This is a genomic window from Bacillus sp. SJZ110, assembly GCF_006715455.1.
Taxonomy (GTDB): domain Bacteria; phylum Bacillota; class Bacilli; order Bacillales; family Bacillaceae; genus Bacillus; species Bacillus subtilis.
The window spans coordinates 1,039,958-1,065,992 of the sequence record NZ_VFNF01000001.1 but is presented as its reverse complement, the minus strand read 5'-3'; the positions used below and the strand labels follow the sequence as shown (position 1 = coordinate 1,065,992).

At 42.4% G+C, this 26,035-nt stretch carries 24 protein-coding genes and 1 rRNA gene; 15 read left to right on the top strand and 10 right to left on the bottom strand.

What is annotated here, in order from left to right; translation table 11 throughout:
- The 8 genes from FB592_RS05410 to dnaA all read right to left on the bottom strand — a co-directional run.
- A 16S ribosomal RNA gene (locus FB592_RS05410) occupies positions 1-94 on the bottom strand; the annotation flags it as partial.
- A 288-nt stretch (positions 95-382) separates the two neighbouring features.
- Positions 383-2,848, bottom strand: coding sequence for a DNA topoisomerase (ATP-hydrolyzing) subunit A (gene gyrA, locus FB592_RS05405; RefSeq protein WP_038828068.1), 2,466 nt, complete (start codon positions 2,846-2,848; stop codon positions 383-385).
- Positions 2,849-3,058: 210 nt separating this feature from the next.
- Complete coding sequence (gyrB, locus tag FB592_RS05400) at positions 3,059-4,975, bottom strand: DNA topoisomerase (ATP-hydrolyzing) subunit B (protein WP_072175419.1); 1,917 nt, start codon at positions 4,973-4,975, stop codon at positions 3,059-3,061.
- A gap of 53 nt (positions 4,976-5,028) precedes the next feature.
- Positions 5,029-5,274, bottom strand: coding sequence for an extracellular matrix regulator RemB (gene remB / locus FB592_RS05395; protein ID WP_003219266.1), 246 nt, complete (start codon positions 5,272-5,274; stop codon positions 5,029-5,031).
- A 17-nt stretch (positions 5,275-5,291) separates the two neighbouring features.
- Positions 5,292-6,404, bottom strand: a complete 1,113-nt coding sequence (gene recF / locus FB592_RS05390; RefSeq protein ID WP_003243515.1) for a DNA replication/repair protein RecF — start codon at positions 6,402-6,404, stop codon at positions 5,292-5,294.
- 15 nt (positions 6,405-6,419) lie between these two features.
- Positions 6,420-6,635, bottom strand: coding sequence for a ribosome maturation protein RlbA (gene rlbA, locus FB592_RS05385; RefSeq protein WP_003226810.1), 216 nt, complete (start codon positions 6,633-6,635; stop codon positions 6,420-6,422).
- A gap of 130 nt (positions 6,636-6,765) precedes the next feature.
- Positions 6,766-7,902 carry a DNA polymerase III subunit beta gene (gene dnaN / locus FB592_RS05380; RefSeq protein WP_003226811.1) on the bottom strand — a complete coding sequence of 379 codons (1,137 nt, stop codon included), beginning with the start codon at positions 7,900-7,902 and terminating at the stop codon, positions 6,766-6,768.
- Positions 7,903-8,090: 188 nt separating this feature from the next.
- Positions 8,091-9,431 (bottom strand): chromosomal replication initiator protein DnaA, encoded by a 1,341-nt coding sequence (dnaA, locus tag FB592_RS05375; RefSeq protein ID WP_003242674.1) that lies wholly within the window; start codon positions 9,429-9,431, stop codon positions 8,091-8,093.
- 626 nt (positions 9,432-10,057) lie between these two features.
- On the opposite strand from dnaA, the gene rpmH reads away from it, so the two are divergent.
- The 8 genes from rpmH to noc all read left to right on the top strand — a co-directional run bounded on the left by rpmH (position 10,058) and on the right by noc (position 17,549).
- On the top strand, positions 10,058-10,192 hold the full coding sequence (gene rpmH / locus FB592_RS05370) for a 50S ribosomal protein L34 (protein ID WP_003178075.1): 135 nt from the start codon (positions 10,058-10,060) through the stop codon (positions 10,190-10,192).
- A 151-nt stretch (positions 10,193-10,343) separates the two neighbouring features.
- Entirely contained in the window at positions 10,344-10,694 is a 351-nt protein-coding gene (gene rnpA, locus FB592_RS05365; RefSeq protein WP_003242628.1) for a ribonuclease P protein component, read from the top strand.
- Between the two features lie 144 nt (positions 10,695-10,838).
- Positions 10,839-11,624, top strand: coding sequence for a YidC family membrane integrase SpoIIIJ (gene spoIIIJ, locus FB592_RS05360; protein ID WP_010886648.1), 786 nt, complete (start codon positions 10,839-10,841; stop codon positions 11,622-11,624).
- On the top strand, positions 11,621-12,247 hold the full coding sequence (gene jag / locus FB592_RS05355) for an RNA-binding cell elongation regulator Jag/EloR (protein WP_003243764.1): 627 nt from the start codon (positions 11,621-11,623) through the stop codon (positions 12,245-12,247). The genes spoIIIJ and jag overlap by 4 nt, the downstream gene beginning before the upstream one ends.
- Before the next feature lie 309 nt (positions 12,248-12,556).
- A complete protein-coding gene (gene mnmE, locus FB592_RS05350) occupies positions 12,557-13,936 on the top strand; it encodes a tRNA uridine-5-carboxymethylaminomethyl(34) synthesis GTPase MnmE (RefSeq protein WP_141949357.1) in 1,380 nt (459 codons plus the stop codon).
- Positions 13,937-13,956: 20 nt separating this feature from the next.
- Positions 13,957-15,843 (top strand): tRNA uridine-5-carboxymethylaminomethyl(34) synthesis enzyme MnmG, encoded by a 1,887-nt coding sequence (mnmG, locus tag FB592_RS05345; RefSeq protein ID WP_003226825.1) that lies wholly within the window; start codon positions 13,957-13,959, stop codon positions 15,841-15,843.
- 13 nt (positions 15,844-15,856) lie between these two features.
- Positions 15,857-16,576: a 16S rRNA (guanine(527)-N(7))-methyltransferase RsmG gene (gene rsmG / locus FB592_RS05340; protein ID WP_015250777.1), complete on the top strand. Its 720-nt coding sequence runs from the start codon at positions 15,857-15,859 to the stop codon at positions 16,574-16,576.
- A gap of 121 nt (positions 16,577-16,697) precedes the next feature.
- The gene (gene noc, locus FB592_RS05335) at positions 16,698-17,549 is read left to right on the top strand and encodes a nucleoid occlusion protein (RefSeq protein ID WP_003226829.1); all 852 of its coding nucleotides are present in this window, start codon (positions 16,698-16,700) and stop codon (positions 17,547-17,549) included.
- A 50-nt stretch (positions 17,550-17,599) separates the two neighbouring features.
- Here the strand turns inward: noc and FB592_RS05330 are convergent, their stop codons facing one another.
- Positions 17,600-18,040, bottom strand: coding sequence for a PH domain-containing protein (locus FB592_RS05330; protein ID WP_076457319.1), 441 nt, complete (start codon positions 18,038-18,040; stop codon positions 17,600-17,602).
- Positions 18,041-18,287: 247 nt separating this feature from the next.
- Between FB592_RS05330 and soj the strand changes: the two genes are divergently transcribed.
- Both soj and spo0J read left to right on the top strand, forming a co-directional pair.
- The gene (soj, locus tag FB592_RS05325; RefSeq protein WP_003219244.1) at positions 18,288-19,049 is read left to right on the top strand and encodes a sporulation initiation inhibitor protein Soj; all 762 of its coding nucleotides are present in this window, start codon (positions 18,288-18,290) and stop codon (positions 19,047-19,049) included.
- Positions 19,042-19,890: a stage 0 sporulation protein Spo0J gene (gene spo0J, locus FB592_RS05320; RefSeq protein WP_003226832.1), complete on the top strand. Its 849-nt coding sequence runs from the start codon at positions 19,042-19,044 to the stop codon at positions 19,888-19,890. Before soj ends, spo0J begins: the two co-directional genes overlap by 8 nt.
- Positions 19,891-19,928: 38 nt before the next feature.
- Here the strand turns inward: spo0J and yyaC are convergent, their stop codons facing one another.
- On the bottom strand, positions 19,929-20,546 hold the full coding sequence (yyaC, locus tag FB592_RS05315; protein ID WP_003226834.1) for a spore protease YyaC: 618 nt from the start codon (positions 20,544-20,546) through the stop codon (positions 19,929-19,931).
- Between the two features lie 462 nt (positions 20,547-21,008).
- Between yyaC and FB592_RS05310 the strand changes: the two genes are divergently transcribed.
- From FB592_RS05310 to rpsF, 5 genes are all read left to right on the top strand, one after another.
- Positions 21,009-22,025 (top strand): YkvI family membrane protein, encoded by a 1,017-nt coding sequence (locus FB592_RS05310; protein ID WP_010886647.1) that lies wholly within the window; start codon positions 21,009-21,011, stop codon positions 22,023-22,025.
- 93 nt (positions 22,026-22,118) lie between these two features.
- Positions 22,119-22,325 carry a DUF951 domain-containing protein gene (locus tag FB592_RS05305; protein ID WP_003226838.1) on the top strand — a complete coding sequence of 69 codons (207 nt, stop codon included), beginning with the start codon at positions 22,119-22,121 and terminating at the stop codon, positions 22,323-22,325.
- A gap of 50 nt (positions 22,326-22,375) precedes the next feature.
- The gene (locus FB592_RS05300) at positions 22,376-24,379 is read left to right on the top strand and encodes a molybdopterin-dependent oxidoreductase (RefSeq protein ID WP_003244290.1); all 2,004 of its coding nucleotides are present in this window, start codon (positions 22,376-22,378) and stop codon (positions 24,377-24,379) included.
- A 126-nt stretch (positions 24,380-24,505) separates the two neighbouring features.
- Positions 24,506-25,606, top strand: a complete 1,101-nt coding sequence (gene ychF / locus FB592_RS05295; RefSeq protein ID WP_003242727.1) for a redox-regulated ATPase YchF — start codon at positions 24,506-24,508, stop codon at positions 25,604-25,606.
- Between the two features lie 110 nt (positions 25,607-25,716).
- Entirely contained in the window at positions 25,717-26,004 is a 288-nt protein-coding gene (gene rpsF / locus FB592_RS05290) for a 30S ribosomal protein S6 (RefSeq protein ID WP_003244064.1), read from the top strand.
- Positions 26,005-26,035: the final 31 nt, after the last annotated feature.

Sequence of the window (26,035 nt, the reverse complement as noted above, 5' to 3'; positions counted from 1 at the left end):
CATCAGGGAGCAAGCTCCCATCTGTCCGCTCGACTTGCATGTATTAGGCACGCCGCCAGCGTTCGTCCTGAGCCAGGATCAAACTCTCCGATAAAGTAGTTTGACTGACTACGCACATCGCTGTGCGATTTTTAAAAACTGAATTAACAGGTACGTTTTGTCTTGTTTAGTTTTCAAAGAACTTTGTGTGCTTCTCTCGAAGCGACTACTTAATAGTAACATTTTTAGTTAACTAGGTCAATACTTTTTTGAAAAAGTTTTTACTAGTCATAATGGTCATGCTTGTGTCTTTAAAAAGACAACAGAAATGATTATACCATAATTTTTATGACTGTAAAGGGTTATGACAAAAAAAGCACAGCTATTTCAGCTGCGCTTTTTTTCACACTTCTTCTTGTTCTTCTTCATTCTCATCTTCTTCGTTTTTCTCTACTAAAGCTACTGTAGCAACATGCTCTTCTTCTGCCATTCTGATGAGACGCACACCTTGAGTGACACGTCCGGTGATGGAGATATCATTGATGTCCATTCTGATGAGTACGCCGCTAGCTGTAATAATCATTAGATCCTCTTCACCTTTAGTAGCTTTCACTGCTACTAGTTGGCCGTTGTTCTCGGTGATTTTCGCTGTTTTGAGTCCTTTTCCGCCCCGGCTTTGGGTTCTGTACTCTTCAGCGGGAGTTCGTTTTCCGTACCCTTTTTCAGTTACGATAAGGACGTGTGATTCTTCCTCTAAAATCTCCATGCCGACAACAACGTCGTCATCCGTCAGGGTGATGCCTTTTACGCCTGCCGCAGTTCTTCCCATCTCTCGGACATCTGTTTCAGGGAAACGGATCAGTAAACCGTTTTTCGTTCCAATGATGATTTGTTTTGTGCCGTCAGTCAGACGTACACCCATCAGTTCATCATCTTCACGAAGACTCAGAGCAATTAGACCATTGTTGCGGATATTAGCGAATTGAGATAGCGATGTTCGTTTTGAAACCCCATGCTTTGTAGTGAAGAAAAGGTAAAGCTCCGCATTGAATTCCGTGACTGGAATAATCGCGTTGATCCACTCACCCTTTTCTACCTCCAGCAGGTTAATAATCGGGATTCCTTTTGCCGTTCTGCCGTATTCAGGGATTTCATACCCTTTTGCACGATACACTTTCCCCTTGTTCGAGAAGAAGAGAATCGTGTCATGAGTTGACGTAGAGATCAAATGTTCAACGAAATCATCTTCGTTTGTTCCCATACCTTGTACACCTTTTCCGCCCCGTTTTTGACTGCGGTAAGTTGATGCAGGAAGACGTTTGACGTATCCGTTGTGCGTCAGAGTAACTACGATATTTTCTCTCTCGATGAGATCTTCATCTTCAATTGTCTCCAGTCCAGAAGTGACGATCTCAGTACGTCTTTCATCGTTAAAACGCTCTTTGATTTCCGTGAGTTCTTCACGAATGATCTCAAGCACTTTATATTCATTTGCCAAGATGTCTTTTAGCTCTGCAATTAATTTAACAAGAGATTGGTATTCTTCTTCGATCTTTTCACGTTCCAGTCCCGTTAAACGCTGGAGCCTCATGTCAAGGATCGCTTGTGCTTGCTTCTCTGTCAGTGAGAATTGTTCAATTAAACCTGTTCTCGCAATTTCAGCCGTTTGAGAATTACGGATAAGGGAGATAACTGCATCGAGATGATCCAGTGCAACTCTCAATCCTTCCAAGATATGAGCTCTCGCTTCTGCTTTACGCAATTCATAAGCAGTACGGCGTCTAATGACAACTTTTTGATGGTCAAGGTAATGCTCCAGGCATTGCTTAAGAGTTAAAACTTTCGGCTGGCCATCAACAAGTGCAAGCAGGTTGATGCCAAAAGATGTTTGTAGAGCAGTTTGTTTGTACAGATTGTTTAAGATGACATTTGCATTGGCATCGCGTCTGATTTCAATGACAATTCTCATACCTGTACGATCTGACTCATCACGCAGATCTGTGATACCCTCTATCTTTTTGTCCCTTACGAGATCAGCAATTTTCTCAATTAATTTCGCCTTATTTACTTGGTAAGGTAACTCTGTAACGATAATTCTTTCTTTACCCGAAGATGTTTGTTCGATCTCAGCTTTTGCCCGGATCGTGATAGAGCCTCGGCCTGATTCGTATGCTTTCCGGATACCGCTGCGTCCCAAGATTTGACCCGCGGTCGGGAAATCAGGCCCTGGAATGACTTCCATAAGCTCTGGAATGGTAACGTCCGGATTCTCACTAACAGCAAGTACACCGTCAATGATTTCTCCCAGCTGGTGCGGAGGAATGTTTGTTGCCATACCTACCGCAATGCCGGCAGCACCGTTCACGAGCAGATTCGGGAACCTTGAAGGCATAACGACAGGTTCTCTTTCTGACCCGTCATAGTTATCCTGGTAATCGATTGTGTCTTTTGTGATGTCGCGAAGAATCTCCATTGAGATTTTAGACATTCGTGCTTCTGTATAACGCATGGCCGCCGCTGAGTCTCCGTCAACAGAACCGAAGTTTCCGTGACCGTCAACGAGCATATAACGGTAGTTGAAATCCTGAGCCATTCTGACCATGGATTCATATACCGCTGAATCACCGTGCGGGTGGTATTTCCCGATAACTTCTCCAACGATACGCGCGGATTTTTTATAAGGCTTGTCACTTGTCATGCCTAAATCATTCATTGCATACAAAATCCGTCTATGAACTGGTTTTAAACCGTCTCGAACATCTGGAAGAGCACGGGACACGATAACGCTCATTGCATAATCCAAGAAGGACGTACGCATTTCCTGACTGATATTTATTTCACGAACTTGTGGTGTGTTTTGTTCACTCATTAAAAAACCTCCCTGAAGTATCACATGAAATATGTGGGAGTAGATTGTCCATTATGACCTTCAATACGATTTCACTATTCTCCATTATATCAATAAACTTATGATTATACACATAAAATTGCTAGAATATATAGGTATTGCAAGCATTGCTGCATCTGATCTTGTTCAGAAAAAAGCCTTATTTCTTATTGGAAATAAGGCTTTTTATGATTAGATGTCAAGATTTTTAACGTATCTCGCATTCGCTTCTATGAAGTTTCGGCGCGGTTCTACCTTGTCGCCCATAAGCATTTCAAAAGTCTCGTCCGCATCCATTGCATCTTCAAGAGTTACCTGAAGAAGTGTTCTGGAACTAGGATCCATGGTTGTCTCCCATAGCTGGGTGGCATTCATTTCACCAAGACCTTTGTAACGCTGCAGTCCAGGCTTAGGCGTTTGAGGAAGAGTTTTTAACAGCTCTTCAAGCTCCTTGTCATTGTACGCATATTCAACGCGTTTCCCCTGTTGAACCTTGTAGAGCGGCGGCTGCGCAATGTACACGTAGCCATTTTCGATAATTTGGCGCATATATCTGTAAAAGAACGTTAACAGAAGTGTTCTGATGTGCGCGCCGTCAACATCGGCATCTGTCATAATGACAACTTTGTGGTAACGGGCTTTCTCAAGGTTGAAGTCTTCCCCGATACCTGTGCCGAGCGCTGTGATCATAGAGCGAACTTCGTTGTTAGAAAGGATTTTATCCAGTCTGGCCTTTTCAACGTTTAGGATTTTACCTCTAAGCGGCAAAATGGCTTGGAAATGTCTGTCGCGTCCTTGTTTAGCAGATCCTCCGGCAGAGTCACCCTCTACGATATATAACTCGGAGATGCTCGGATCTTTCGAAGAGCAGTCCGCTAACTTACCGGGCAGGTTTGAAATTTCCAAAGCACTCTTACGGCGTGTTAGTTCACGCGCTTTTTTCGCAGCCATTCTTGCTCTTGCCGCCATTAAGCCTTTATCGACAATTTTTTTAGCCGCATCTGGATTTTCCAGCATAAATGTTTCCATCGCCGTAGAAAATAACGTATCGGTGATCGTCCGTGCTTCTGAGTTGCCCAGCTTTGTTTTCGTTTGGCCTTCAAACTGCGGATCAGGGTGTTTGATTGAAATAATCGCTGTCAGCCCTTCCCTTACGTCATCTCCGCTTAGGTTTGGATCATTTTCTTTAATAAGCCCTTTTTTTCTGGCGTAATCGTTGATAACACGAGTCAGGCCCGTTTTGAAGCCAGCTTCATGGGTACCGCCTTCGTACGTGTTAATGTTGTTTGTAAACGAGTAAATGTTGCTTGTGTAGCTGTCATTGTATTGCAAAGCCACTTCAACCGTAATGCCGTCCTTTTCGCCTTCAATGTAAATCGGCTCTTCATGGACAACCTCTTTAGAGCGGTTTAAATACTCTACATAACTTTTAATTCCGCCTTCGTAATGGTACTCATTTTTGCGCTCTTGTCCTTCTCGTTTATCTTCGATCGTGATGTTGACGCCTTTTGTCAAAAAGGCTAATTCGCGCACGCGGTTAGCAAGCAGATCATAATCATACACAGTTGTTTCTGTGAAAATCTCTGGATCCGGGATAAAATGTGTAGTCGTTCCTGTATGATCCGTTTCGCCAATGATTTCAAGGTCTGCAACCGGAACTCCACGTTTATAGGTTTGGCGGTGGATTTTACCGTCACGGTGTACCGTCACATCAAGCTCCGTTGAAAGCGCGTTTACAACTGACGCACCTACACCGTGTAATCCTCCGGACACTTTATAGCCGCTTCCGTCAAATTTTCCTCCGGCGTGAAGCACTGTCATAATGACTTCTACCGCAGGACGGCCCATTTTTTCTTGAATACCGACTGGAATACCGCGGCCATTATCTGTCACCGTGATGCTGTTGTCTTTTTCGATTTGGATATTGATATCCGTACAATAACCGGCGAGGGCTTCGTCAATACTATTGTCGACAATTTCCCATACCAGGTGGTGAAGGCCTTTGCTGTTTGTTGAACCGATATACATCCCCGGTCTTTTACGAACAGCTTCCAATCCCTCTAGAACCTGTATCTGATTTTCATCATAACTGTTTTGCTGCTGTTCCATAGCCACGTCATTCACCTACACTTTTCTTAACGATATATTCTGATAAAAAATTTCTAAGAATCTATTTCAAACATAAATTGCGCACGTTTTTTTAATGTGCTGGAAGATAAGGGAGAGTAATATATATTCTGAACCGTGACTACGATAGATTTGGGCGTGCCGTTTACGGAAGGCACCACCTTGTGTTTCTGCTTTTTCAGAAATTCTTCAACAATAGGCGACATGTTGGCTTTAAAGTCAAAAATGCCGACAATATCTCGTGTTGAAACCACAAAGTCATCACCTAAATGAATATACAATTGCTCACCTCATTTCTTCACTTCACTAACGCACCATTTTGCACACGGAACATTCCTGCTTGACGTAAGGTTTCGTGATCAATGCCATCAACGCTTGTCGTTGTGACAAACGTTTGTACACGGCCTTGGATCGTATGAAGCAAGTGTGACTGGCGATAATCATCCAGTTCACTCAGTACATCATCCAATAGTAAAATGGGATATTCTCCGATTTCTTCATGGATCAGGTCAATCTCCGCCAGCTTAAGGGACAACGCCGTCGTTCGCTGCTGTCCTTGAGAACCATACGTCTGCACATCGCGTCCGTTCACATAGAAAAGAACATCATCGCGATGAGGCCCTGACAGCGTCACACCACGCTCAATTTCTTTTTCTCTTAATTTAGAAAACGCTTCTTGATAGCTATCTCCTATTTTCGACAAATCTAGGGGATCTGATACATCAAGAGCTGTATGGTATTTCAGCGTCAGTTCTTCAAGCCCTCTTGAGATGCCTGCATGGATGGGCTGCGCCCATTTCTCGAGCTGTGCTGTAAACTGCAGGCGTTTTACGACGACTTTTGCTGCAACTTCTACAAGCTGATCGGTCAGAACATCGAGCATCGTCCGGTCAGTTTGTTTTCTTGTTTGCAGCTGTTTCAAAAAATGATTCCGCTGGGAAAGGATTTTCTGGTAAAGAGAAAGATCATGAAGGTAGACGGGAGAAACCTGTCCGATTTCCATGTCAAGAAACCGCCTTCTCACTTGAGGGCTTCCCTTTACAAGATTTAAATCTTCCGGCGCGAACATAATGGTGTTGAGGGCCCCGACATACTGGCTGAGCTTTTGCTGTTCAATATGATTGACCTTGCCCTTTTTACCCTTTTTGGAGATGACGAGCTGCATCGGGATCGCCCCGTTTTGCTTCATCACTCTTCCCTCTATTTTAGCATAGTCTTTGTCCCACCGTATAAGTTCTTTGTCATTTGATGTCCGGTGCGATTTCGCCATGGACAAGACATAGATCGCCTCCATGAGGTTTGTCTTCCCCTGGGCGTTTTCTCCGATGATCACATTTACTTTATTTTCAAATTGAAGTTCAGCATGGTCGTAGTTGCGGTAAGATGTCAGTTCTAAGTTCTGGATATACAATCAGTGTCACCCGCTTTAATTGACGACTTGAAATGAACCAAATCCTTCAATCTCTACCACATCTCCAACATACAGCTTTCTGCCCCGGCGGTTGTCCGGCTCATCGTTCACAAGCACTTCATGCTCGCTTAAAAACCACTTCGCCATACCGCCAGACTGAATCACATCGGCTAATTTTAAGAATTGTCCGAGTGTAATCATCTCTGTATCAATTGAAATCGGATTTGCCATTATATCGACCTCTTTCAAATATCACTAATATCTAATTGTACTAAAAAAAAACGAATTAGGGAAAGGGAAAACTTGTCGGAGCAGATACCGAATAGAAAAGCTGCCGACGAGTCGGCAGCAGTGTATCGGATTAATAGGTTCTGACAGGAAGGATAAGCTGTACAATCGTTTCATCATTCGGCGTGCGAATTAAGAAAGGTCTCATTGCGCCTGTAAAGCTTACGCGTATTTCTGCTCCTTCAAGCACCTTTAGTGCATCCAGCATATATTTTGGACTAAAAGAGATATTTAATTCCTCACCTTCAATTTGATCCGCAGCAATTGCTTCCACAACTTTACCGATTTCTGGAGAATTGGAAGAAATTTCAATGGATTCAGCCGGTTTTGCGGACAGTTTTACAACGTTGTTGCGTCCCTCTCTAGCTAAAAGAGATGCACGATCAATGGCCTGAAGGAATTCTTTTGTGTTCACAATGATTTCTGTTTTGCTGTCTTGCGGAATCAGGCTGGTTGTGTCTGGATAATTCCCGTCCAGAAGCCGTGAGAAGAATAAGACGTTTTTCGCTTTAAACAGAACTTGGGTTTCTGTGATGACGATATCTACAAGTTCCTGGTTGTCATCTAAAATCTTGCTGAGTTCAGTTAAACTTTTTCCCGGAATCACGACGTTATAAGATCTGTCTTCTGGAATATCAAGTTTCGCCTTTCTTAATGCAAGACGGTGGCTATCCGTTGCAGTGCATAATAATTCACTTTGCTCCACTTTCCAGTTTACACCTGTCAAGATAGGGCGTGTTTCTGAGGTGGACACTGCAAATACTGTTTGTCTGATTAGATTTTTTAACAAATCAGTTGGGATCTGAATCGCATGATGCTCTTCAATCTGCGGCAAGTGCGGATATTCATCAGCATCCAGTCCGTTTAGATTAAATTCAGCTTTACCAGAACGGATAATCGTCAAATACTGATTTTGGACTTCAATTTCTACAGTTGCCATCGGCAATTTTTTTACAATTTCACTAAAAAAGCGAGCCTGTAAAACGATGCTTCCGGGCTGTTCAATAGTGACGATTTCTTTATCTCCTTCTTCTTTTGGAATGAAGGATTCAATAGAAATATCTGAGTCACTCCCTGTAAAGGATACTCCATCATCTGATGCAACAATTTTAATACCAGTCAGAATGGGAATCGTGGTTCTGGATGAAACTGCTTTTAATACATCTTGGACACTTTCAACAAGACGATCTTTTTGAATCGTGAATTTCATTTTTATCCTCCTAACGGATAATGTATTAATATATATATTTATAAAAAATAGTAGAAGTAATAGTAGGGCCTGTGGATTTGTGGATAAGTTGTGAAAAAGACAGGAAACACAGCCTATCCACATGTGGACAGACTGTGTATGACTTCCGAAAAGTTATTCACACTTTCCCCGATTGATCCCCGGTCCTGCTATTTAAGCTGTTCTTTAATTTCTTTTACATGCTGCTGAAGCTGTTCATCATCTGCCAGCAGTTTTGAAATTTTTTCATGCGCATGAATAACGGTTGTATGATCACGTCCTCCAAACTCTTCACCGATTTTAGGAAGAGAGGAATCAGTCATTTCCCTTGATAAGTACATGGCGATTTGACGCGGAAAAGCTACTGACTTTGTCCGTTTTTTTGCTTTGAAATCCTCGAGTTTAATATTAAATTGCTGGCCTACTACCCTCTGAATTTCTTTTATCGTAATGACTTTCGGTTTTGAGGAAGGAATAATATCTTTCAACGCCTCAGCGGCCAGATCAGCATTAATATCTTTATTAATTAAAGATGAATAAGCGACAACTCTGATTAATGCTCCTTCGAGTTCCCGAATATTGCTGTCGATTTGATTCGCGATGTAAAGCATAACCTCGTTCGGAATATCGAGGCCTTCTGCTTTGGCTTTTTTTCTTAAAATTGCAATTCTCGTTTCTAGATCAGGCGGTGTGATATCTGTAATAAGTCCCCATTCAAAACGTGAGCGCAATCTGTCCTCAAGTGTCGGAATTTCCTTTGGCGGTCGGTCACTTGAAATGACGATTTGTTTGCTTTCTTCGTGCAATGTGTTAAATGTATGGAAAAATTCTTCCTGGGTTTGTTCTTTCCCCGCTAAAAATTGAATATCATCTATCAAAAGCACATCAACATTTCGATAGCGATTGCGGAAGTCGACGGCTTTATTATCTCGGATAGAGTTGATGAATTCGTTTGTAAATTTCTCAGAAGACAGATAAACCACTTTGGCAGAAGGATTATGATCTATTACATAATGGCCGATCGCATGCATTAAGTGCGTTTTCCCTAAGCCGACGCCCCCATAGATAAATAAAGGGTTGTAAGCTTTCGCGGGCGCTTCCGCTACTGCGAGGGAAGCAGCATGTGCAAATCGGTTTCCAGATCCGATGACAAAAGTATCAAAAGTATATTTTGGATTGAGCATATTTTGAGGAAAATCAGATGTATCTTCTTTGACCGCTTTTTTGACTTGCGGTTTCGGCATAAAGTCCTCAACATCTTGATTTTGAGGAATGACAAACTTAATGCTCAATTCTTCCCCGGTTAATTCATATATAGTATCTGCAATCAGATGCAAGTATCTGGACTCCAGCCAGTCTCTGGCAAATTCATTGGGAGCCGTGATTGTTAATGTATCGCCTTGCAGTGAGTGGGCTTTGGTTGACTTCATCCAAGTCTCAAAACTCGGTTTGCTCAACTTTTTTTCGATTTGAGCAAGGGCTTGGTTCCACAGGTCTAATATATTTTCCATCTTCCGGCACGTCCCTCCTTTTCTTAGAAAATGGCGTCTTTCTCTGTTATAGAACACAAAAAAAGAGCAAATGGCGCTTACCATTCGTACACATTAAATGTTGAAAACATATAATATAGTAGATAAATAGCTTTTCGACAAATTTCACAACTTGTGGACAACCTTCTACACAAGCTGTGTGAAATCAATCCACAACTTATCCACACTTTGTGGATAAAGAGGAAAGGTAGGATTAGTAATCAAGAGTTAAAACACAAATATAATACCAAAATAAACGAGAGCTTGCAATGGTTGTCACAATCTTATCCACAAAGCGGACAACCTGTTGAAAAAACCTTGTCCACAGGGGTTGGTAATGTGAAAATGTTGTCGATAACCTCTGTGGATACTAAAAAAAGCCGAAAAAGATATCCACATGCGTGATTTTAGGGGCAAATTGTTTGAATTTGTCTTTTTTCCGTAAAATTAAGGAATCTAAAAAATAAGGTTTCGAAAGTTGAAAAGGTATGGTATCCTATTATGGTTGCAAGAAATAAAAGCACTAGTGAAGTTGACAATGAATAGGTAACGCAAATATAATAAGTAAGACTGTCTTTAACAGCTATTCCTCGAGGGAGGTGTCATAAATGAAAAGAACATTCCAACCGAATAACCGTAAACGCAGCAAAGTTCATGGCTTCAGAAGCCGTATGAGTTCAAAAAACGGTCGTCTAGTTTTAGCACGCCGTCGCCGCAAAGGCAGAAAAGTATTATCAGCTTAGGCCACTGAATAATGTCAGTGGTCTTTTTTCACGTTATGGGAAAAGATAGATGTGATGCGTAATGAACCGGGGCATGCTTCCTGGTTCAGATGCATCTCATGTTCATAATAAATTTTAAAAGTTTCTGCCAGCCAGTATCGGAGTGAGTCATTTGAAGAAGCGAAATCGTTTAAAGAAAAATGAAGATTTTCAAAAAGTGTTTAAACATGGGACATCAGTTGCAAACCGCCAGTTTGTCTTATATACGCTTGATCAGCCTGAAAATGATGAACTGCGTGTCGGGCTTTCCGTCAGCAAAAAAATTGGCAATGCCGTGATGCGAAATCGGATCAAACGTTTGATTCGGCAGGCCTTTCTTGAAGAGAAAGAGAGACTGAAGGAAAAGGATTACATCATTATTGCCAGAAAACCGGCGAGCCAGCTGACATATGAGGAAACGAAAAAAAGTCTGCAGCATCTATTCAGAAAGTCTTCATTATATAAGAAATCTTCGTCAAAGTAGGCATCACCACTGCTTTCTTACAACTTTTAAAAGCGCTTCCTTTCTGGTTGATCAGAAAAAGACACCATTTAAAACTGAAAGATGCTAAAATACATACAAGTATGCTTTGCAATAAAAGAGTGTAAAGATTAATTATAGGAGGAAATGTTGTTGAAAAGGAGAATAGGGTTGCTATTAAGTATGGTTGGCGTATTCATGCTTTTGGCTGGATGCTCGAGTGTGAAAGAGCCGATCACTGCAGATAGTCCGCATTTCTGGGACAAGTACGTAGTATATCCATTGTCTGAGCTCATTACGTATGTAGCGAAATTGACGGGAGATAACTACGGGCTTTCAATAATTCTAGTTACCATTTTAATTCGTTTATTAATTTTACCGCTGATGATTAAGCAGCTGAGAAGTTCGAAAGCGATGCAGGCTTTACAGCCGGAAATGCAAAAGCTTAAAGAAAAATACAGCTCAAAGGATCAAAAAACGCAGCAAAAGCTTCAGCAGGAAACAATGGCGTTATTCCAAAAGCATGGTGTCAATCCATTGGCGGGATGTTTCCCGATTTTGATCCAGATGCCGATTTTAATTGGATTCTATCATGCGATCATGAGAACCCAGGCGATTTCAGAGCACAGCTTCTTATGGTTTGACTTAGGAGAAAAAGATCCTTACTATATCCTTCCTATCGTTGCCGGTGTCGCTACATTTGTTCAGCAAAAACTGATGATGGCGGGCAATGCGCAGCAAAATCCGCAAATGGCGATGATGCTTTGGATTATGCCAATTATGATTATCGTATTTGCGATCAACTTCCCGGCGGCTCTTTCTCTTTATTGGGTAGTCGGTAACTTGTTTATGATTGCGCAAACTTTCCTCATTAAAGGACCTGATATAAAAAAAAATCCTGAGCCGCAAAAAGCCGGAGGAAAGAAAAAGTGAGGAATGTGACTGCTGCAGGGCGAAATGTCGATGAAGCAGTACAGTCCGGATTGCAAGAGTTGGGATTAACGAAGGATAAGGTAGAAATTACTGTTATTGAAGAGGGAAACAAAGGGTTTCTCGGTATTTTCGGTAAAAAGCCTGCGATCGTAAAGCTGGTTGAAAAGATTGATCCGATTCAGCAAGCGAAGTTATATCTTCAAACGATTGCCGAAGCCATTGCCGGGAAGTCTGATGTGACTGTTCAAGAAAGTAAAAAGACAGTGAGATATCATATAACAGGTGAAAAGGCAGCATTGTTGATTGGGAAAAGAGGACAAACCTTAAACGCCCTTGAAACTTTGACACAGCTTGCCCTTAACCGTTATCCAGGCCAATATAAAAATGTGACGGTGGATGCAGAAAACTATCGTTTGAAAAGAAAAGAAACACTGAGCCAGCTGGCCATCAAGCTTGCTGACCAGGTTTTGAAAACGAAAAAATCCATCCAGCTTGAGCCTATGCCGTCCAGCGAAAGAAAAATTATTCACGATACTCTTTCTGGATATGCAAACCATCAGATCAAAACATATTCAATGGGTGAAGGCGAAAATCGTCATCTCGTTATTTCCCATAAAAGATAGCATAAAACCGAAGTCCGATAAAAATTGGATTTCGGTTTTTTTGTATCTGAAAAATCTACTTTTCCTAGTAATATCAAGGTTTTGCCGTTTAAGTTTTTTCTTTTTAGGTGTATCCTGTTGATAAAAAGGAAGTTCAGGAAATAAAATTAATTGTTATTCACATGTGGATAAGTTAAAGTAATAAGGGACGAATTTCTATTTCTGTGGATAACAAATCTTCCACTTCGAACCAAACTATGTTATCTTTTAGTTTTGGCATAATAAAATTTTTTTATATAGATGAAGTATAAGTAAAGAGAGGTGAACAACATGGATACAATTGCGGCAATTTCCACACCGATGGGAGAAGGTGCGATTGCGATTGTACGGTTGAGCGGACCAGAAGCCATTCAAATCGCAGATAAAATTTATAAGGGACCGAAGGGGAAAACACTCAGCTCGGTCGAATCACATACGATTCATTATGGTCATATCGTAGACAGACCTTCGGAGCGTGTCGTTGAGGAAGTAATGGTATCAGTGTTAAAAGCGCCGAGAACTTTTACACGGGAAGATGTTATCGAGATAAACTGTCACGGGGGAATTGTGACTGTGAACCAAGTGCTTCAGCTCGCATTGAGAGAGGGAGCGAGACTGGCAGAGCCTGGTGAATTTACGAAACGTGCGTTTTTAAACGGCCGAATCGATCTTTCACAGGCGGAAGCGGTTATGGACTTAATCAGAGCGAAAACGGACCGGGCAATGAACGTTGCTATGAATCAAATGGAAGGGCGTCTTTCTGCTTTGGTGCGCCGTTTGCGCAGTGAGATTTTAGAAACACTGGCCCATGTTGAGGTGAATATCGATTATCCGGAGTATGATGATGTAGAGGAAATGACGCATCAGATTTTAGTCGAAAAGGCAACCGCCGTGAAAAAGGAAATTGAGGCGCTGCTGAGGACTTCTGAGCAAGGAAAAATCTTGCGTGAAGGTCTTTCTACCGTCATTATCGGCCGGCCAAACGTAGGAAAATCATCTCTTCTGAACAGCCTCGTTCATGAGGCAAAAGCCATCGTAACCGATATTCCCGGAACGACACGGGATGTGATTGAGGAATACGTGAATGTAAGGGGCGTCCCGCTTCGTCTGGTTGATACAGCAGGTATTCGTGAAACAGAGGATATTGTTGAGCGAATCGGTGTTGAACGTTCTCGCCAGGTCCTAAAGGAAGCGGACCTGATTTTACTTGTGCTTAATTATAGTGAAGAGCTTTCTGAAGAAGACGTGAAGCTTTTTGAAGCCGTTGAGGGCATGGATGTTATCGTGATTTTGAATAAGACTGACCTTGAGGCGAAGATTGACACTGAACGTGTCCGTGAGCTTGCCAATGGACGTCCAGTTGTTACGACATCTCTTTTAAAAGAGGAAGGCATCAATGATCTGGAAGAAGCGATTCAATCATTGTTCTACACGGGTGCCATTGAAAGCGGTGATCTGACTTATGTCAGCAACACACGTCACATCTCTATCTTACAGCAAGCAAAACGCGCCATTGAAGATGCGCTTAGCGGCATCGAACAGGATGTCCCGATCGACATGGTGCAAATTGACCTTACAAGATGCTGGGAGCTTTTAGGGGAAATCATTGGAGATTCTGTCCACGAAAGCTTAATTGATCAGCTCTTTTCTCAATTCTGTTTAGGAAAATAATTAAAGGAGGAACTAGAATCATGGGGTATGAAGCAGGCCAATACGATGTGATTGTGATTGGCGCCGGGCATGCCGGTGTTGAGGCTGCCCTCGCATCTGCACGCCAAGGCGCCAAAACGCTTGTCTTGACCATCAACCTAGATATGGTTGCATTTATGCCATGTAATCCGTCTGTCGGCGGCCCCGCAAAAGGGATTGTCGTCCGCGAAATTGACGCGCTCGGCGGAGAAATGGGAAGAAACATCGATAAAACACATATTCAAATGAGAATGCTGAATACAGGAAAAGGTCCTGCGGTTCGTGCTTTGCGTGCGCAAGCAGACAAATTCCAATATCAGCACGAAATGAAAAATACGCTTGAAAAAGAACCAAACTTAACATTGCTGCAAGGAATTGTGGAGCGGCTGATCGTTGAAGACGGCGAATGCCGAGGCGTTATTACACAAACAGGCGCACATTATCGTGCGAAAGCAGTTGTCATGACGACAGGGACATATTTAAGAGGACGTATCATTCTTGGCGATCTGTCTTACTCAAGCGGCCCGAATAACCAGCAGCCTTCTATTAAGCTTTCTGAGCATTTGGAGGAACTCGGTTTTGACCTTGTTCGTTTTAAAACAGGTACGCCGCCTCGCGTTAAAAGCGACACGATTGATTACAGCAAAACGGAAATTCAGCCTGGTGACGATGTGCCTCGCGCTTTCTCATATGAAACAGTGGAATATATCACAGATCAGCTCCCTTGCTGGCTGACATATACAAGCCCTGAGACACATGAGATTATTGACAGCAACCTGCACCGTTCACCGATGTATTCCGGTATGATCAAAGGTACGGGTCCAAGATATTGCCCGTCCATTGAAGATAAAGTTGTACGATTTAATGATAAACCGCGTCACCAAATCTTCCTTGAGCCGGAAGGCAGAAATACACAGGAAGTCTATGTCCAAGGTTTATCTACAAGTCTTCCAGAAGACGTACAGCAAAGAATGCTTGCAACGATTCCTGGACTTGAAAACGTGCAAATGATGAGAGCCGGCTATGCGATCGAGTATGATGCAATCGTACCGACACAGCTCTGGCCGACACTTGAAACAAAAAAAATCACAAACCTTTACACTGCAGGCCAAATTAACGGAACTTCCGGTTATGAAGAAGCTGCGGGACAAGGGATTATGGCGGGAATCAATGCAGGACGAAAAGCGCTTGGAAAAGAAGAAGTGATTTTAAGCCGTTCTGACGCCTACATTGGTGTTCTGATTGATGACCTTGTGACAAAAGGTACCAATGAGCCATATCGTCTTTTGACATCACGTGCTGAATACAGATTGCTGCTTCGCCATGACAATGCTGATTTGCGTCTGACAGAAATCGGACACCGCATTGGATTGATTTCTGATGAGCGCTATGCGGCCTTTGAGAAGAAAAAAGCTGCGATCGAAGCGGAGAAAAAACGTCTTCATTCTGTAATTATCAAGCCGTCTCCGGAAAATCAAGAATATATCCGTTCTCTTGGCGGAAGCGAATTGAAAGATGGAGTTCGCGGCACAGACTTGATGAAGCGTCCTGAAATGAACTATGAAACAGTCACAAAACTGGCGCCGCCAGAAGTGCCCGTTCCTCAAGACGTGGCAGAACAAGTAGAAATCCAAGTGAAATATGAAGGATATATTGAAAAATCTCTTCAGCAAGTGGAAAAACTGAAGAAGATGGAAAATAAAAAAATTCCAGACCGAATTGATTATGACGCAATTAAGGGGATTGCGACCGAGGCGCGTCAAAAACTGAAAAATGTACGGCCTTTGTCTGTTGCCCAAGCTTCCCGCATTTCCGGTGTAAACCCGGCGGACATTTCAATTCTATTGGTGTATTTAGAGCAGGGACGCATTGCGAAGATAGCCGAATAGAAAGGATGACGGCATGAATATTGAAGAATTCACTTCTGGTTTGGCGGAAAAAGGGATCTCCCTTTCTCCCCGTCAGCTGGAGCAATTTGAGCTGTATTACGACATGCTGGTTGAATGGAACGAAAAAATCAATCTGACTTCAATAACAGAGAAAAAAGAAGTGTATTTAAAGCATTTTTATGATTCCATTACAGCTGCTTTTTATGTCGACTTCAATCAGGTGAACACGATTTGTGATGTCGGAGCGGGAGCGGGTTTTCCAAGTCTGCCGATAAAAATATGCTTTCCGCACCTCAATGTTACAATCGTGGATTCACTGAATAAACGGATCACGTTTTTAGAAAAGTTATCTGAGGCTTTGCAATTGGAGAATACAACATTCTGCCATGACAGAGCTGAAACGTTCGGGCAACGGAAAGACGTGCGTGAAAGCTATGATATTGTGACAGCGCGAGCAGTTGCGAGATTATCTGTTTTGAGTGAGCTTTGCTTGCCTCTGGTGAAGAAAAACGGTTTATTTGTTGCTTTAAAAGCCGCATCAGCTGAAGAAGAACTGAATGCAGGCAAAAAAGCAATCACGACGCTTGGAGGAGAACTTGAGAATATCCATTCTTTTAAGCTGCCTATTGAAGAAAGCGATCGTAATATTATGGTGATACGCAAAATAAAAAATACACCTAAGAAGTATCCAAGAAAACCGGGAACTCCTAATAAATCGCCAATTGAAGGGTAATTTAGACAGCCTGATATGACAATACCATCATATTTTCATCAAAATTGATGGATGTACAGCAGGAAAAACCATGAGAAAATAGAATTATAAAAATGGCAGTTTTTAAAGGTGGTGTAGGTACATGAAGCATTCATTCTCTCGTTTCTTCGGGCTTGGTGAGAAGGAACAGGAGCCGGAGATTGCTGAACATGATACAAACAAAGAAGAGATTCTGGAAATACCGGTAAATGCTATCGTTCCCAACCGTTTTCAGCCACGCACCATTTTCTCAGATGAAAAAATCAAAGAGTTAGCAATGACCATTCATACACACGGCATTATTCAGCCGATTGTTGTTAGGCATACAGAAGAAGAAGGCCAATACGAACTCATTGCAGGTGAAAGACGCTGGAGAGCGGTGCAATCGCTTGAGTGGGAAAAGATTCCGGCAATTATTAAGGATTTTTCCGACACGGAAACCGCTTCTGTGGCGTTAATCGAAAACTTGCAGCGGGAAGAACTGTCTTCTATTGAGGAAGCGCATGCTTATGCTAGGCTGCTTGAGCTGCATGATTTAACACAGGAGGCACTCGCACAGCGCTTAGGAAAAGGGCAGTCTACAATCGCGAATAAGCTTCGGTTATTAAAGCTGCCTCAGCCGGTCCAAGAGGCGATTATGGAGAAGAAAATCACCGAGCGCCATGCCAGAGCACTGATTCCGCTGAAACAGCCTGAGCTCCAAGTCACACTGCTCACAGAGATTATTGAGAAAAGTTTAAATGTAAAGCAGACAGAAGACCGCGTGGTGAAAATGCTGGAGCAAGGCCAGAGAAAGCCAAAGCCGAGACGCAAAGCATTCAGCAGAGATACAAGAATTGCGATGAACACGATTCGCCAGTCACTATCAATGGTGGAAGACAGCGGTGTAAAATTGAATACGGAAGAAGAAGAATTTGAAGAATATATTCAATTAACGATTCGCATACCAAAATAGAAGCTCTCCTGAAAAGCAGGAGAGCTTTTTATATTTTTAATAAAAGGTAATCACTTACTTTTAGTGAAAATTATTATATTAGAATTCTTTTCTTTGAGTTTGTGGATAAACTCTTCAGATTTTTGCGGTGAAATTACTGCATGTCCCCATCCCCCCTGATAATATATTGTGATGGCATGGCGAGAGCCGATCAGACGAAAACCGGACCACAGTTTCTTTTTTTGAACGATTTTCTCGATGTTTTCATAAGGAATTTGATGTTTGATCAATCCGGCTTTAATGATCAGATGGTGTTCCTTCAATACATATTTTAGGTCAATAAAGCTCCAAATGATGAGTCCATTTAAAAGAGTCAGCAGAATAAAAATGATCCAGCCGGAAACTCTCATATTTCCCAGCACAAAAGGAACAATGGCATCTGCTTGTATCAGTAATATGAGAAACACAATCATCAGCGTAACGGGTACATCTCTCTTCGTTTGATAAACCATTTTCTCACCATCCTGTTTCCACGTTCTGTACTGTGACTTCTTCTTTTTTTCTTTAAGAAATTCCTTTTTTAAGTCAAAAAAACATAGAAATTGCAGAATTTATAAGAGAAAGCATAAAGCGTGCTTGAATTTTCAATTATTTCCCTTCTGATTCGGAACAAAATGATGAAAAAAATGAAACGCTTTAATCTTTTTTTGATAGAATAGAAGCAAGATAGTACATGTTCATGTGAAAGTAGGTGACATCGTGGGAAAAATCATAGCAATTACGAACCAAAAAGGCGGGGTCGGCAAAACAACGACGTCTGTCAACCTTGGGGCATGTTTAGCTTACATAGGGAAAAGGGTTCTGCTGGTAGATATTGATCCGCAGGGAAATGCGACAAGCGGATTAGGGATTGAAAAAGCCGATGTAGAGCAGTGTGTGTACGATATTTTAGTAGATGATGCAGATGTAATAGATATTATTAAAGCAACGACAGTAGAGAACTTGGATGTGATTCCTGCGACGATTCAGCTTGCAGGGGCTGAGATCGAGCTGGTTCCTACAATATCAAGAGAAGTGAGATTGAAGAGAGCGCTTGAAGCAGTAAAGCAAAATTATGATTATATTATCATTGATTGTCCGCCGTCATTGGGCTTGCTGACGATTAATGCCCTTACTGCCTCGGATTCCGTTGTGATTCCTGTACAGTGCGAATATTATGCCTTGGAGGGTCTCAGCCAGTTATTAAATACAGTACGTCTTGTGCAAAAGCATTTGAATACTGATTTAATGATTGAAGGTGTATTGCTGACAATGCTTGATGCCCGGACAAACCTTGGTATTCAAGTGATTGAAGAGGTTAAAAAGTATTTTAGGGATAAAGTATATAAGACAGTTATTCCGCGTAATGTCCGTCTGAGTGAGGCACCGAGTCACGGAAAACCCATCATTTTATACGATCCGCGGTCAAGAGGTGCGGAAGTATATTTAGATTTAGCAAAGGAAGTGGCTGCGAATGGCTAAAGGCCTTGGAAAAGGGATTAATGCGTTATTTAATCAGGTAGATTTGTCTGAAGAGACAGTTGAAGAAATTAAAATTGCCGATTTACGCCCTAATCCTTATCAGCCAAGAAAACACTTTGATGACGAGGCATTAGCTGAACTAAAAGAATCTGTGTTGCAGCATGGCATTCTTCAGCCGCTTATCGTCAGAAAATCTTTAAAAGGCTATGATATTGTTGCGGGTGAACGGCGTTTTCGAGCGGCAAAGCTGGCAGGTTTAGATACAGTTCCGGCCATTGTCCGTGAATTATCAGAGGCGTTAATGAGGGAAATTGCTTTATTAGAAAACCTTCAGCGTGAAGATCTATCTCCGCTTGAAGAGGCTCAGGCATATGACTCCTTGCTGAAACACTTAGATCTCACGCAAGAGCAGCTTGCCAAACGTCTTGGAAAAAGCAGACCGCATATTGCGAATCATTTAAGACTGCTGACACTGCCAGAAAATATTCAGCAGCTTATTGCCGAAGGTACGCTTTCTATGGGACATGGACGCACGCTTCTTGGCTTAAAAAACAAAAATAAGCTTGAACCGCTGGTACAAAAAGTGATTGCGGAGCAGCTCAATGTTCGCCAGCTTGAGCAGCTGATTCAGCAGTTGAATCAGAATGTTCCACGTGAAACAAAGAAAAAAGAACCTGTGAAAGATGCGGTTCTAAAAGAACGGGAATCCTATCTCCAAAATTATTTTGGAACAACAGTTAATATTAAAAGACAGAAGAAAAAAGGCAAAATCGAAATTGAATTTTTCTCTAATGAAGACCTTGACCGGATTTTAGAGCTTTTGTCTGAACGAGAATCATAAATGAAAAAACCATCTTTCAAACGAAGATGGTTTTTGTTTTATATGCGCCCAGTGAGCCTTTGCAGCGGGTTAATGCGTTCTTGCCTCCACTCTGTCCGATCTGTTAAACTCAAACCTTCCGCTAGAACATTTGCCATATTCATGACCAAGTTGAGTCTAGTATTTTGCAATACAAAATATTCCATAAAACCGCTAACATTCACGATTCCGTTAATATGAAGATCTCCCACTTCAGGAAGGTCTTTTTGTACACCGGCTCCGGGCTTTAATGGCCCGTCCCCGATTTGAAATGAACCCACACTCTTAACGCGGCCTAAGCATGCATCCACTGCTATAACAAATGGGTTTTTATGTAATTTATGAATATCATTGATTTTATCCTTCATGTTCACAGCATGGACGGGGTCAGATAAGGTTCCGTAGACATGGAATCTGGTGAGCTGCATCTGTTTGAGTTTCATTCCTACGAGCGGGCCCAATGAATCACCGGTTGAACGGTCTGTTCCGATACAAACCACAACAATTGGTTTGCCGGCAGCTTTACGTAAGGATGAAGAAAGAATGGTTTGGATTTGTTTTGCTGCAGCTGCATCTGTATGTGAAACATATTGTTTTACTCGTTCCTGAGAGGAAAAAAGCCCGCCTTTTCGATTCATGGGTTTCACTTCCTTGTTATAGTAGGTAACAGAATTGCTATGGTGTGTGTTTCGTTATGTAAGGTTGTTTACAGTATATCCAGCAGTACGGTTTTTTATGCTTTGTGTATGACACCGGAGATTTTAAAAAAGTAGAGGGCATGATATGAATGGTTAGTGGGCGATTACAAGTATTGTCCCCCATTGCCTCGATCATGATCAAGCAATGGTCTGCTTATGAAACACTTGAATAGGTAGGAATGGTTAGAAAAAAGTGAAGAGTGAAGTTCACTTCTTCATTCCGCGGACAAACAAATAAATATCTCTTTTTAGACTGCCGTATTAGCAGTCTTTTTTTATGTGTATTTCGTATGATAATTTCAGCTTGTGTTCAAATGTCTATGAAAATATGGCATTTTTGCTTTCCTTTATTTATATAGTAACAATAACGGGAACAAGCTGAACTTTGTCTATGAGGTGATAGTGTTGTGGAGAGCCGGAATGAAGTGGATGCTGCTCATATTAGGGAGCCTGATCGGGGCCGGATATGCGAGCGGTCAGGAGATATGGCAGTTTTTTGGGGCGGAAAGCGGACTTGCTATTGTGCTGTTTACAATTATGTTCATTTTCTCGTCTTATATTGTGATGAAAATCAGTTTTAAGGTTCAATCCACTCATTTTCTGCCGGTTCTGGAGCATTTAATGGGGCCATGGCTGGCGAAAATTTATGATGTCCTCATCATTTTTTATTTGTTTTCGACGACTATGGTGATGATTGCCGGAGGCGGTGTGACCCTGCAAATGTACAAGCTTCCTTTCTGGTGGGGAATCACGCTGATTTGCATCGTGACAGTGTGCTTGTTTTTGTGGGATGTGAAAGGAATATTATCTATAAATAGTATTTTGATTCCTGTGTTAGTAGCGGGGCTTTTATATGCGCTGATCTCCTTTCAGAGCACACATCACCATACGTGGACGATTGATTTGTCCCAGCAGTATAACTGGCCTGCGAGCATTACGTTTACCTCTTTAAACATCCTTTCAGTTGTTGCGATTTTATCCTCTGTTGGGAAAGAGATGAAAGGGCTCGGAGAAGCAAAAATCGCAAGTGTGGCAAGCGGTCTTATTTTTGGCGTGATCTCATTTGTTTATAATGAAACGTTGGTGGAGCTGGCGGGCTCCCTTTCTCAGTTTGAAATACCGCTGTTTGCCGTTCTGGAGGGTGCGCCTTATTTCCTTTTTTTATGTATGACGGCGGTGCTGTGCCTGGCGATTTACACGACGACGGTAGCTGGTTTGCTGGGTTTGTCCAGCCGGCTGATGGCGTTTATTCATATGCCGAGATGGATGATTGTGTTGATTTTGTTAGTGTTAATGGTACCTTTTACTTCTTTCGGATTTTCTGATTTGATCGCGTTCTTGTATCCGATATATGGGATGCTCAATTTGTATTTGTTAGTTTGTCTGCTCTTATATCCTATTTTGAGTAAATGGAAATAAGAGGATGTATTTCTTTTCGGGTATCTTGATTGCTCTTATGATCAGTTTTTTTGTACAATAGATACAGCAGTTTAGGAAAAGAGGTGAAGGGTCTTGGCGGATAAAGACTTTGGCCTGAATGATATCGTAGAAATGAAAAAACCGCATCCATGCGGAGCGAACAGCTGGAAAATTATACGCATGGGAATGGATATTCGAATTAAGTGTGAGGGATGCTCTCACAGTGTTATGATTCCGAGAAGAGAATTTGAAAGAAAACTAAAAAAAGTACTAGTCAAGCATGAGGAGCCTACTTCATAAATAGGCCGACACTCATGCTTTTTCATATAGAAGGTAAGGAGAAGACGGCGATGAGCAAAGTGCATCAGTCGGCATGTCCGCTGAATTGTTGGGACAGCTGCGGCTTTTTGGTGACTGTTGATGATGGAAAGGTAACAAAAGTGGACGGAGATCCAAACCATCCGATTACGGAAGGTAAAATCTGCGGCCGCGGCAGAATGCTTGAGACAAAAACAAATTCGCCTGATCGGCTTCGCTATCCAATGAAAAAACAAAATGGCGAGTTTGTGCGGATTTCTTGGGAGCAGGCACTTGATGAAATTGCCGATAAACTTCGGGAAATCAAGGAAACGTCGGAGACGACTGCTGTTTTGCACAGCCATGATTATGCGAATAACGGTCTGTTAAAAGCGCTTGATCAGCGTTTTTTTAATGGATATGGCGGCGTGACCGAAATCGTCGGAAGCATATGCTGGGGCTCCGGTATCGAGGCGCAAAGCTGGGATTTTGGCCGTTCGTACGGTCACGGACCGCTTGATATTTACAACAGCAAGCATGTTGTTGTGTGGGGAAGAAATGTATCAAGAACAAATATGCACTTATACCATCACTTGCAGCAGGTGAAAAAGAAGGGCGCCACGATTACGGTGATTGATCCGATCTTCAACCCGACTGCTAAGCTTGCCGACCGCTATATCTCTGTAAAGCCTGGAATGGACGGCTGGCTTGCGGCAGCCGTTTTGAAGGTTCTGATTGAGATGGGAAGAACGGATGAAACGTTTATTTCTGAGCATTCTGTCGGTTTTGATGATGTGAAAGAGCTTTTGAAGACCGTTTCTCTGGAAGAGTTTATTGTGAAAACAGAAACTTCTATGGAGGAGCTGGAGTATTTGGCAGGTTTGTATGCTGATGGTCCGGTGTCTACTTTTATGGGGCTTGGCATGCAGCGATATAAAAACGGCGGGGGAACGATTCGTTGGATTGATGCACTTGTGGCGGCAAGCGGAAATGTCGGAATTAAGGGCGGCGGCGCGAATTTCGGAAATGTCCAGATTGGTGAGAGCTTTGCAAAAACAAAGCTGACGCTGCCGGAATTAAAAACAACATCCCGTTCTTTTTCAATGATGACACAGGCTGAAGAAGTGTTGACCGCTGCTGATCCTGCGATTGAGATGATTATTGTGACGTGCGGAAATCCGCTGACTCAGGTGCCGAATACAAATAAGGTGAGACAAGCATTTGAAAAGGTTCCAATGACGGTCGCGATTGATTCCATTATGACGGATACCGCAGAGCTGTGTGATTATGTTTTGCCGACTGCCACTGTTTTTGAAGAAGAAGATATCTACTATTCCAGTATGTATCATCATTATGTTCAGTACGGGAAGAAGCTTGTGGAGCCGCAGGGTGAAGCGAAATCGGACAGCTGGATCTGGTCAGAGCTTGCAAAACGTCTTGGGTTTGGCGAGCTGTTTGAATACAGCACTCAAGAATTTTTAGAGATGGGGCTTTCTTCATTGGAAGCAGAGGATGTGACACTTGAGCGTTTAAAAGAAAAAGGCCACCTCCCTCTTCCAGTAAAACAGGTGCCGTGGGATGATTATCAGTTTTTGACGCCGAGTGGAAAATTTGAATTTACTTCGTCGCTAGCTGAGCAAAAAGGATTTAGCGGCTCGCTTCAATTAAATGTGCCCGAAGAATCTGTTTTCCATAATGAGGAGTTAGCTGGAAAGTACCCTTATACGCTCTTATCCATTCATCCGCAGCGTTCCAATCATTCACAGCATGTGCCGTTTATTGAAAAGCTTCAGCACGTTCAGGTCGATATTTCTCCAGATATAGCGGCTGGGCAGGATCTTCAGGATGGAGACGAAGTTGTCATCTTTAATGACCGCGGAAGCATGAAGGGCAAGGTGAAAGTGATGAAGCAGGCTCATGCGAAGACGATTAATATAGATGAAGGCATGTGGGCGGCTTTTGGAGGGTCAGTCAATGCACTGACAAATGATACAAATTCTGATAATGGAATGGGAAGTACGCTTTTTGACTGTTTAGTAGGCTTGAAAAAAGCATAATCAAAGGGATTGGCAAGCTGAAAATGCTTTTTTGTCAGCTTGTCTTTTCCAGTGAACCTCCTTATAATTGCTCTAGGTTCAAAATACGTTCATACAATGACGGTTTTATATAGAGGAGATGAAAGAATGGCTTTAACAGCTGGAATTGTTGGTTTGCCGAACGTCGGAAAATCAACACTATTTAACGCAATTACACAGGCCGGTGCCGAATCAGCCAACTACCCGTTCTGTACAATTGATCCGAACGTGGGAATTGTAGAGGTACCGGATGATCGTCTGCAAAAGCTGACTGAGCTGGTCAACCCGAAGAAGACTGTGCCGACTGCTTTTGAATTCACTGATATTGCAGGGATTGTAAAGGGCGCATCTAAAGGAGAAGGACTCGGCAACAAGTTCCTATCTCATATTCGCCAAGTTGACGCGATTTGCCACGTTGTCCGTGCTTTTTCCGATGACAACATTACACACGTTTCCGGAAAGGTTGATCCGATTGATGACATTGAAACGATCAACCTTGAGCTGATCCTCGCTGATATGGAAACGGTTGAAAAGCGGATTACACGCGTCAGCAAGCTTGCGAAGCAAAAAGATAAAGACGCTGTATTTGAGTTTGAGATTTTATCTAAACTGAAAGAAGCGTTTGAGAGTGAAAAGCCTGCTCGATCTGTAGAATTCACTGAAGAGCAGCAAAAGCTTGTGAAGCAGCTCCATTTACTGACTTCGAAGCCTATTTTGTACGTGGCCAACGTAAGTGAAGATGAAGTTGCTGATCCATCTGGCAATGAAAATGTAGCGAAGATTCGCGAGTACGCTGCCGGCGAAAATGCAGAAGTTATCGTTGTATGTGCAAAAATCGAATCTGAAATCGCTGAGCTTGAAGGCGAAGAAAAGCAAATGTTCTTGGAAGAGCTGGGCATTCAAGAATCAGGTCTTGATCAGCTGATCAAAGCGTCTTACTCTCTTCTCGGCCTCGCAACATATTTCACAGCCGGAGAACAGGAAGTCAGAGCTTGGACATTCAAAAAAGGCATGAAAGCCCCTGAGTGTGCAGGAATTATTCATAGTGACTTTGAGCGGGGCTTCATTCGTGCTGAGACAGTTGCTTATGAGGATCTTCTTGCGGGCGGCGGTATGGCAGGAGCTAAAGAGGCAGGAAAAGTCCGCCTTGAAGGGAAAGAATATGTGGTCCAAGACGGAGATGTTATTCATTTCCGATTTAATGTATAGGATGCAGTTGTAAAGGGACAAGAGCTTTGGTATAATATAAAATTGTGAGTAATAGAATTATTGCTCCTTGCCCATTATGGGCCGCTTAGTCCAAAAGGAGGTGCAAACAGATGAGAAAGTACGAAGTTATGTACATTATCCGCCCAAACATTGACGAAGAGTCTAAAAAAGCAGTTATCGAGCGTTTCAACAACGTTCTGACTTCTAACGGTGCGGAGATCACTGGAACAAAGGATTGGGGTAAACGTCGTCTTGCTTACGAAATCAACGATTTCCGCGACGGTTTCTACCAAATCGTAAACGTTCAATCTGACGCTGCGGCAGTTCAAGAATTTGACCGTCTAGCTAAGATCAGTGACGATATCATTCGCCACATTGTTGTTAAAGAAGAAGAATAAGCAATTTTGAAATATATAATGGTAAAAGGTG

What these genes read in the sequence shown, in the direction of transcription:
- FB592_RS05300 (WP_003244290.1), top strand. Translation starts at nt 22,376, where the DNA reads ATGAGCAAAGTGCATCAGTCGGCATGTCCGCTGAATTGTTGGGACAGC.
- spo0J (WP_003226832.1), top strand. Translation starts at nt 19,042, where the DNA reads ATGGCTAAAGGCCTTGGAAAAGGGATTAATGCGTTATTTAATCAGGTA.
- gyrB (WP_072175419.1), bottom strand. Translation starts at nt 4,975, where the DNA reads ATGGAACAGCAGCAAAACAGTTATGATGAAAATCAGATACAGGTTCTA.
- ychF (WP_003242727.1), top strand. Translation starts at nt 24,506, where the DNA reads ATGGCTTTAACAGCTGGAATTGTTGGTTTGCCGAACGTCGGAAAATCA.
- dnaA (WP_003242674.1), bottom strand. Translation starts at nt 9,431, where the DNA reads ATGGAAAATATATTAGACCTGTGGAACCAAGCCCTTGCTCAAATCGAA.
- rpsF (WP_003244064.1), top strand. Translation starts at nt 25,717, where the DNA reads ATGAGAAAGTACGAAGTTATGTACATTATCCGCCCAAACATTGACGAA.
- mnmE (WP_141949357.1), top strand. Translation starts at nt 12,557, where the DNA reads ATGGATACAATTGCGGCAATTTCCACACCGATGGGAGAAGGTGCGATT.
- rlbA (WP_003226810.1), bottom strand. Translation starts at nt 6,635, where the DNA reads ATGGCAAATCCGATTTCAATTGATACAGAGATGATTACACTCGGACAA.
- spoIIIJ (WP_010886648.1), top strand. Translation starts at nt 10,839, where the DNA reads ATGTTGTTGAAAAGGAGAATAGGGTTGCTATTAAGTATGGTTGGCGTA.
- gyrA (WP_038828068.1), bottom strand. Translation starts at nt 2,848, where the DNA reads ATGAGTGAACAAAACACACCACAAGTTCGTGAAATAAATATCAGTCAG.
- rpmH (WP_003178075.1), top strand. Translation starts at nt 10,058, where the DNA reads ATGAAAAGAACATTCCAACCGAATAACCGTAAACGCAGCAAAGTTCAT.
- FB592_RS05330 (WP_076457319.1), bottom strand. Translation starts at nt 18,040, where the DNA reads ATGGTTTATCAAACGAAGAGAGATGTACCCGTTACGCTGATGATTGTG.
- rsmG (WP_015250777.1), top strand. Translation starts at nt 15,857, where the DNA reads ATGAATATTGAAGAATTCACTTCTGGTTTGGCGGAAAAAGGGATCTCC.
- yyaC (WP_003226834.1), bottom strand. Translation starts at nt 20,546, where the DNA reads ATGAATCGAAAAGGCGGGCTTTTTTCCTCTCAGGAACGAGTAAAACAA.
- noc (WP_003226829.1), top strand. Translation starts at nt 16,698, where the DNA reads ATGAAGCATTCATTCTCTCGTTTCTTCGGGCTTGGTGAGAAGGAACAG.
- dnaN (WP_003226811.1), bottom strand. Translation starts at nt 7,902, where the DNA reads ATGAAATTCACGATTCAAAAAGATCGTCTTGTTGAAAGTGTCCAAGAT.
- mnmG (WP_003226825.1), top strand. Translation starts at nt 13,957, where the DNA reads ATGGGGTATGAAGCAGGCCAATACGATGTGATTGTGATTGGCGCCGGG.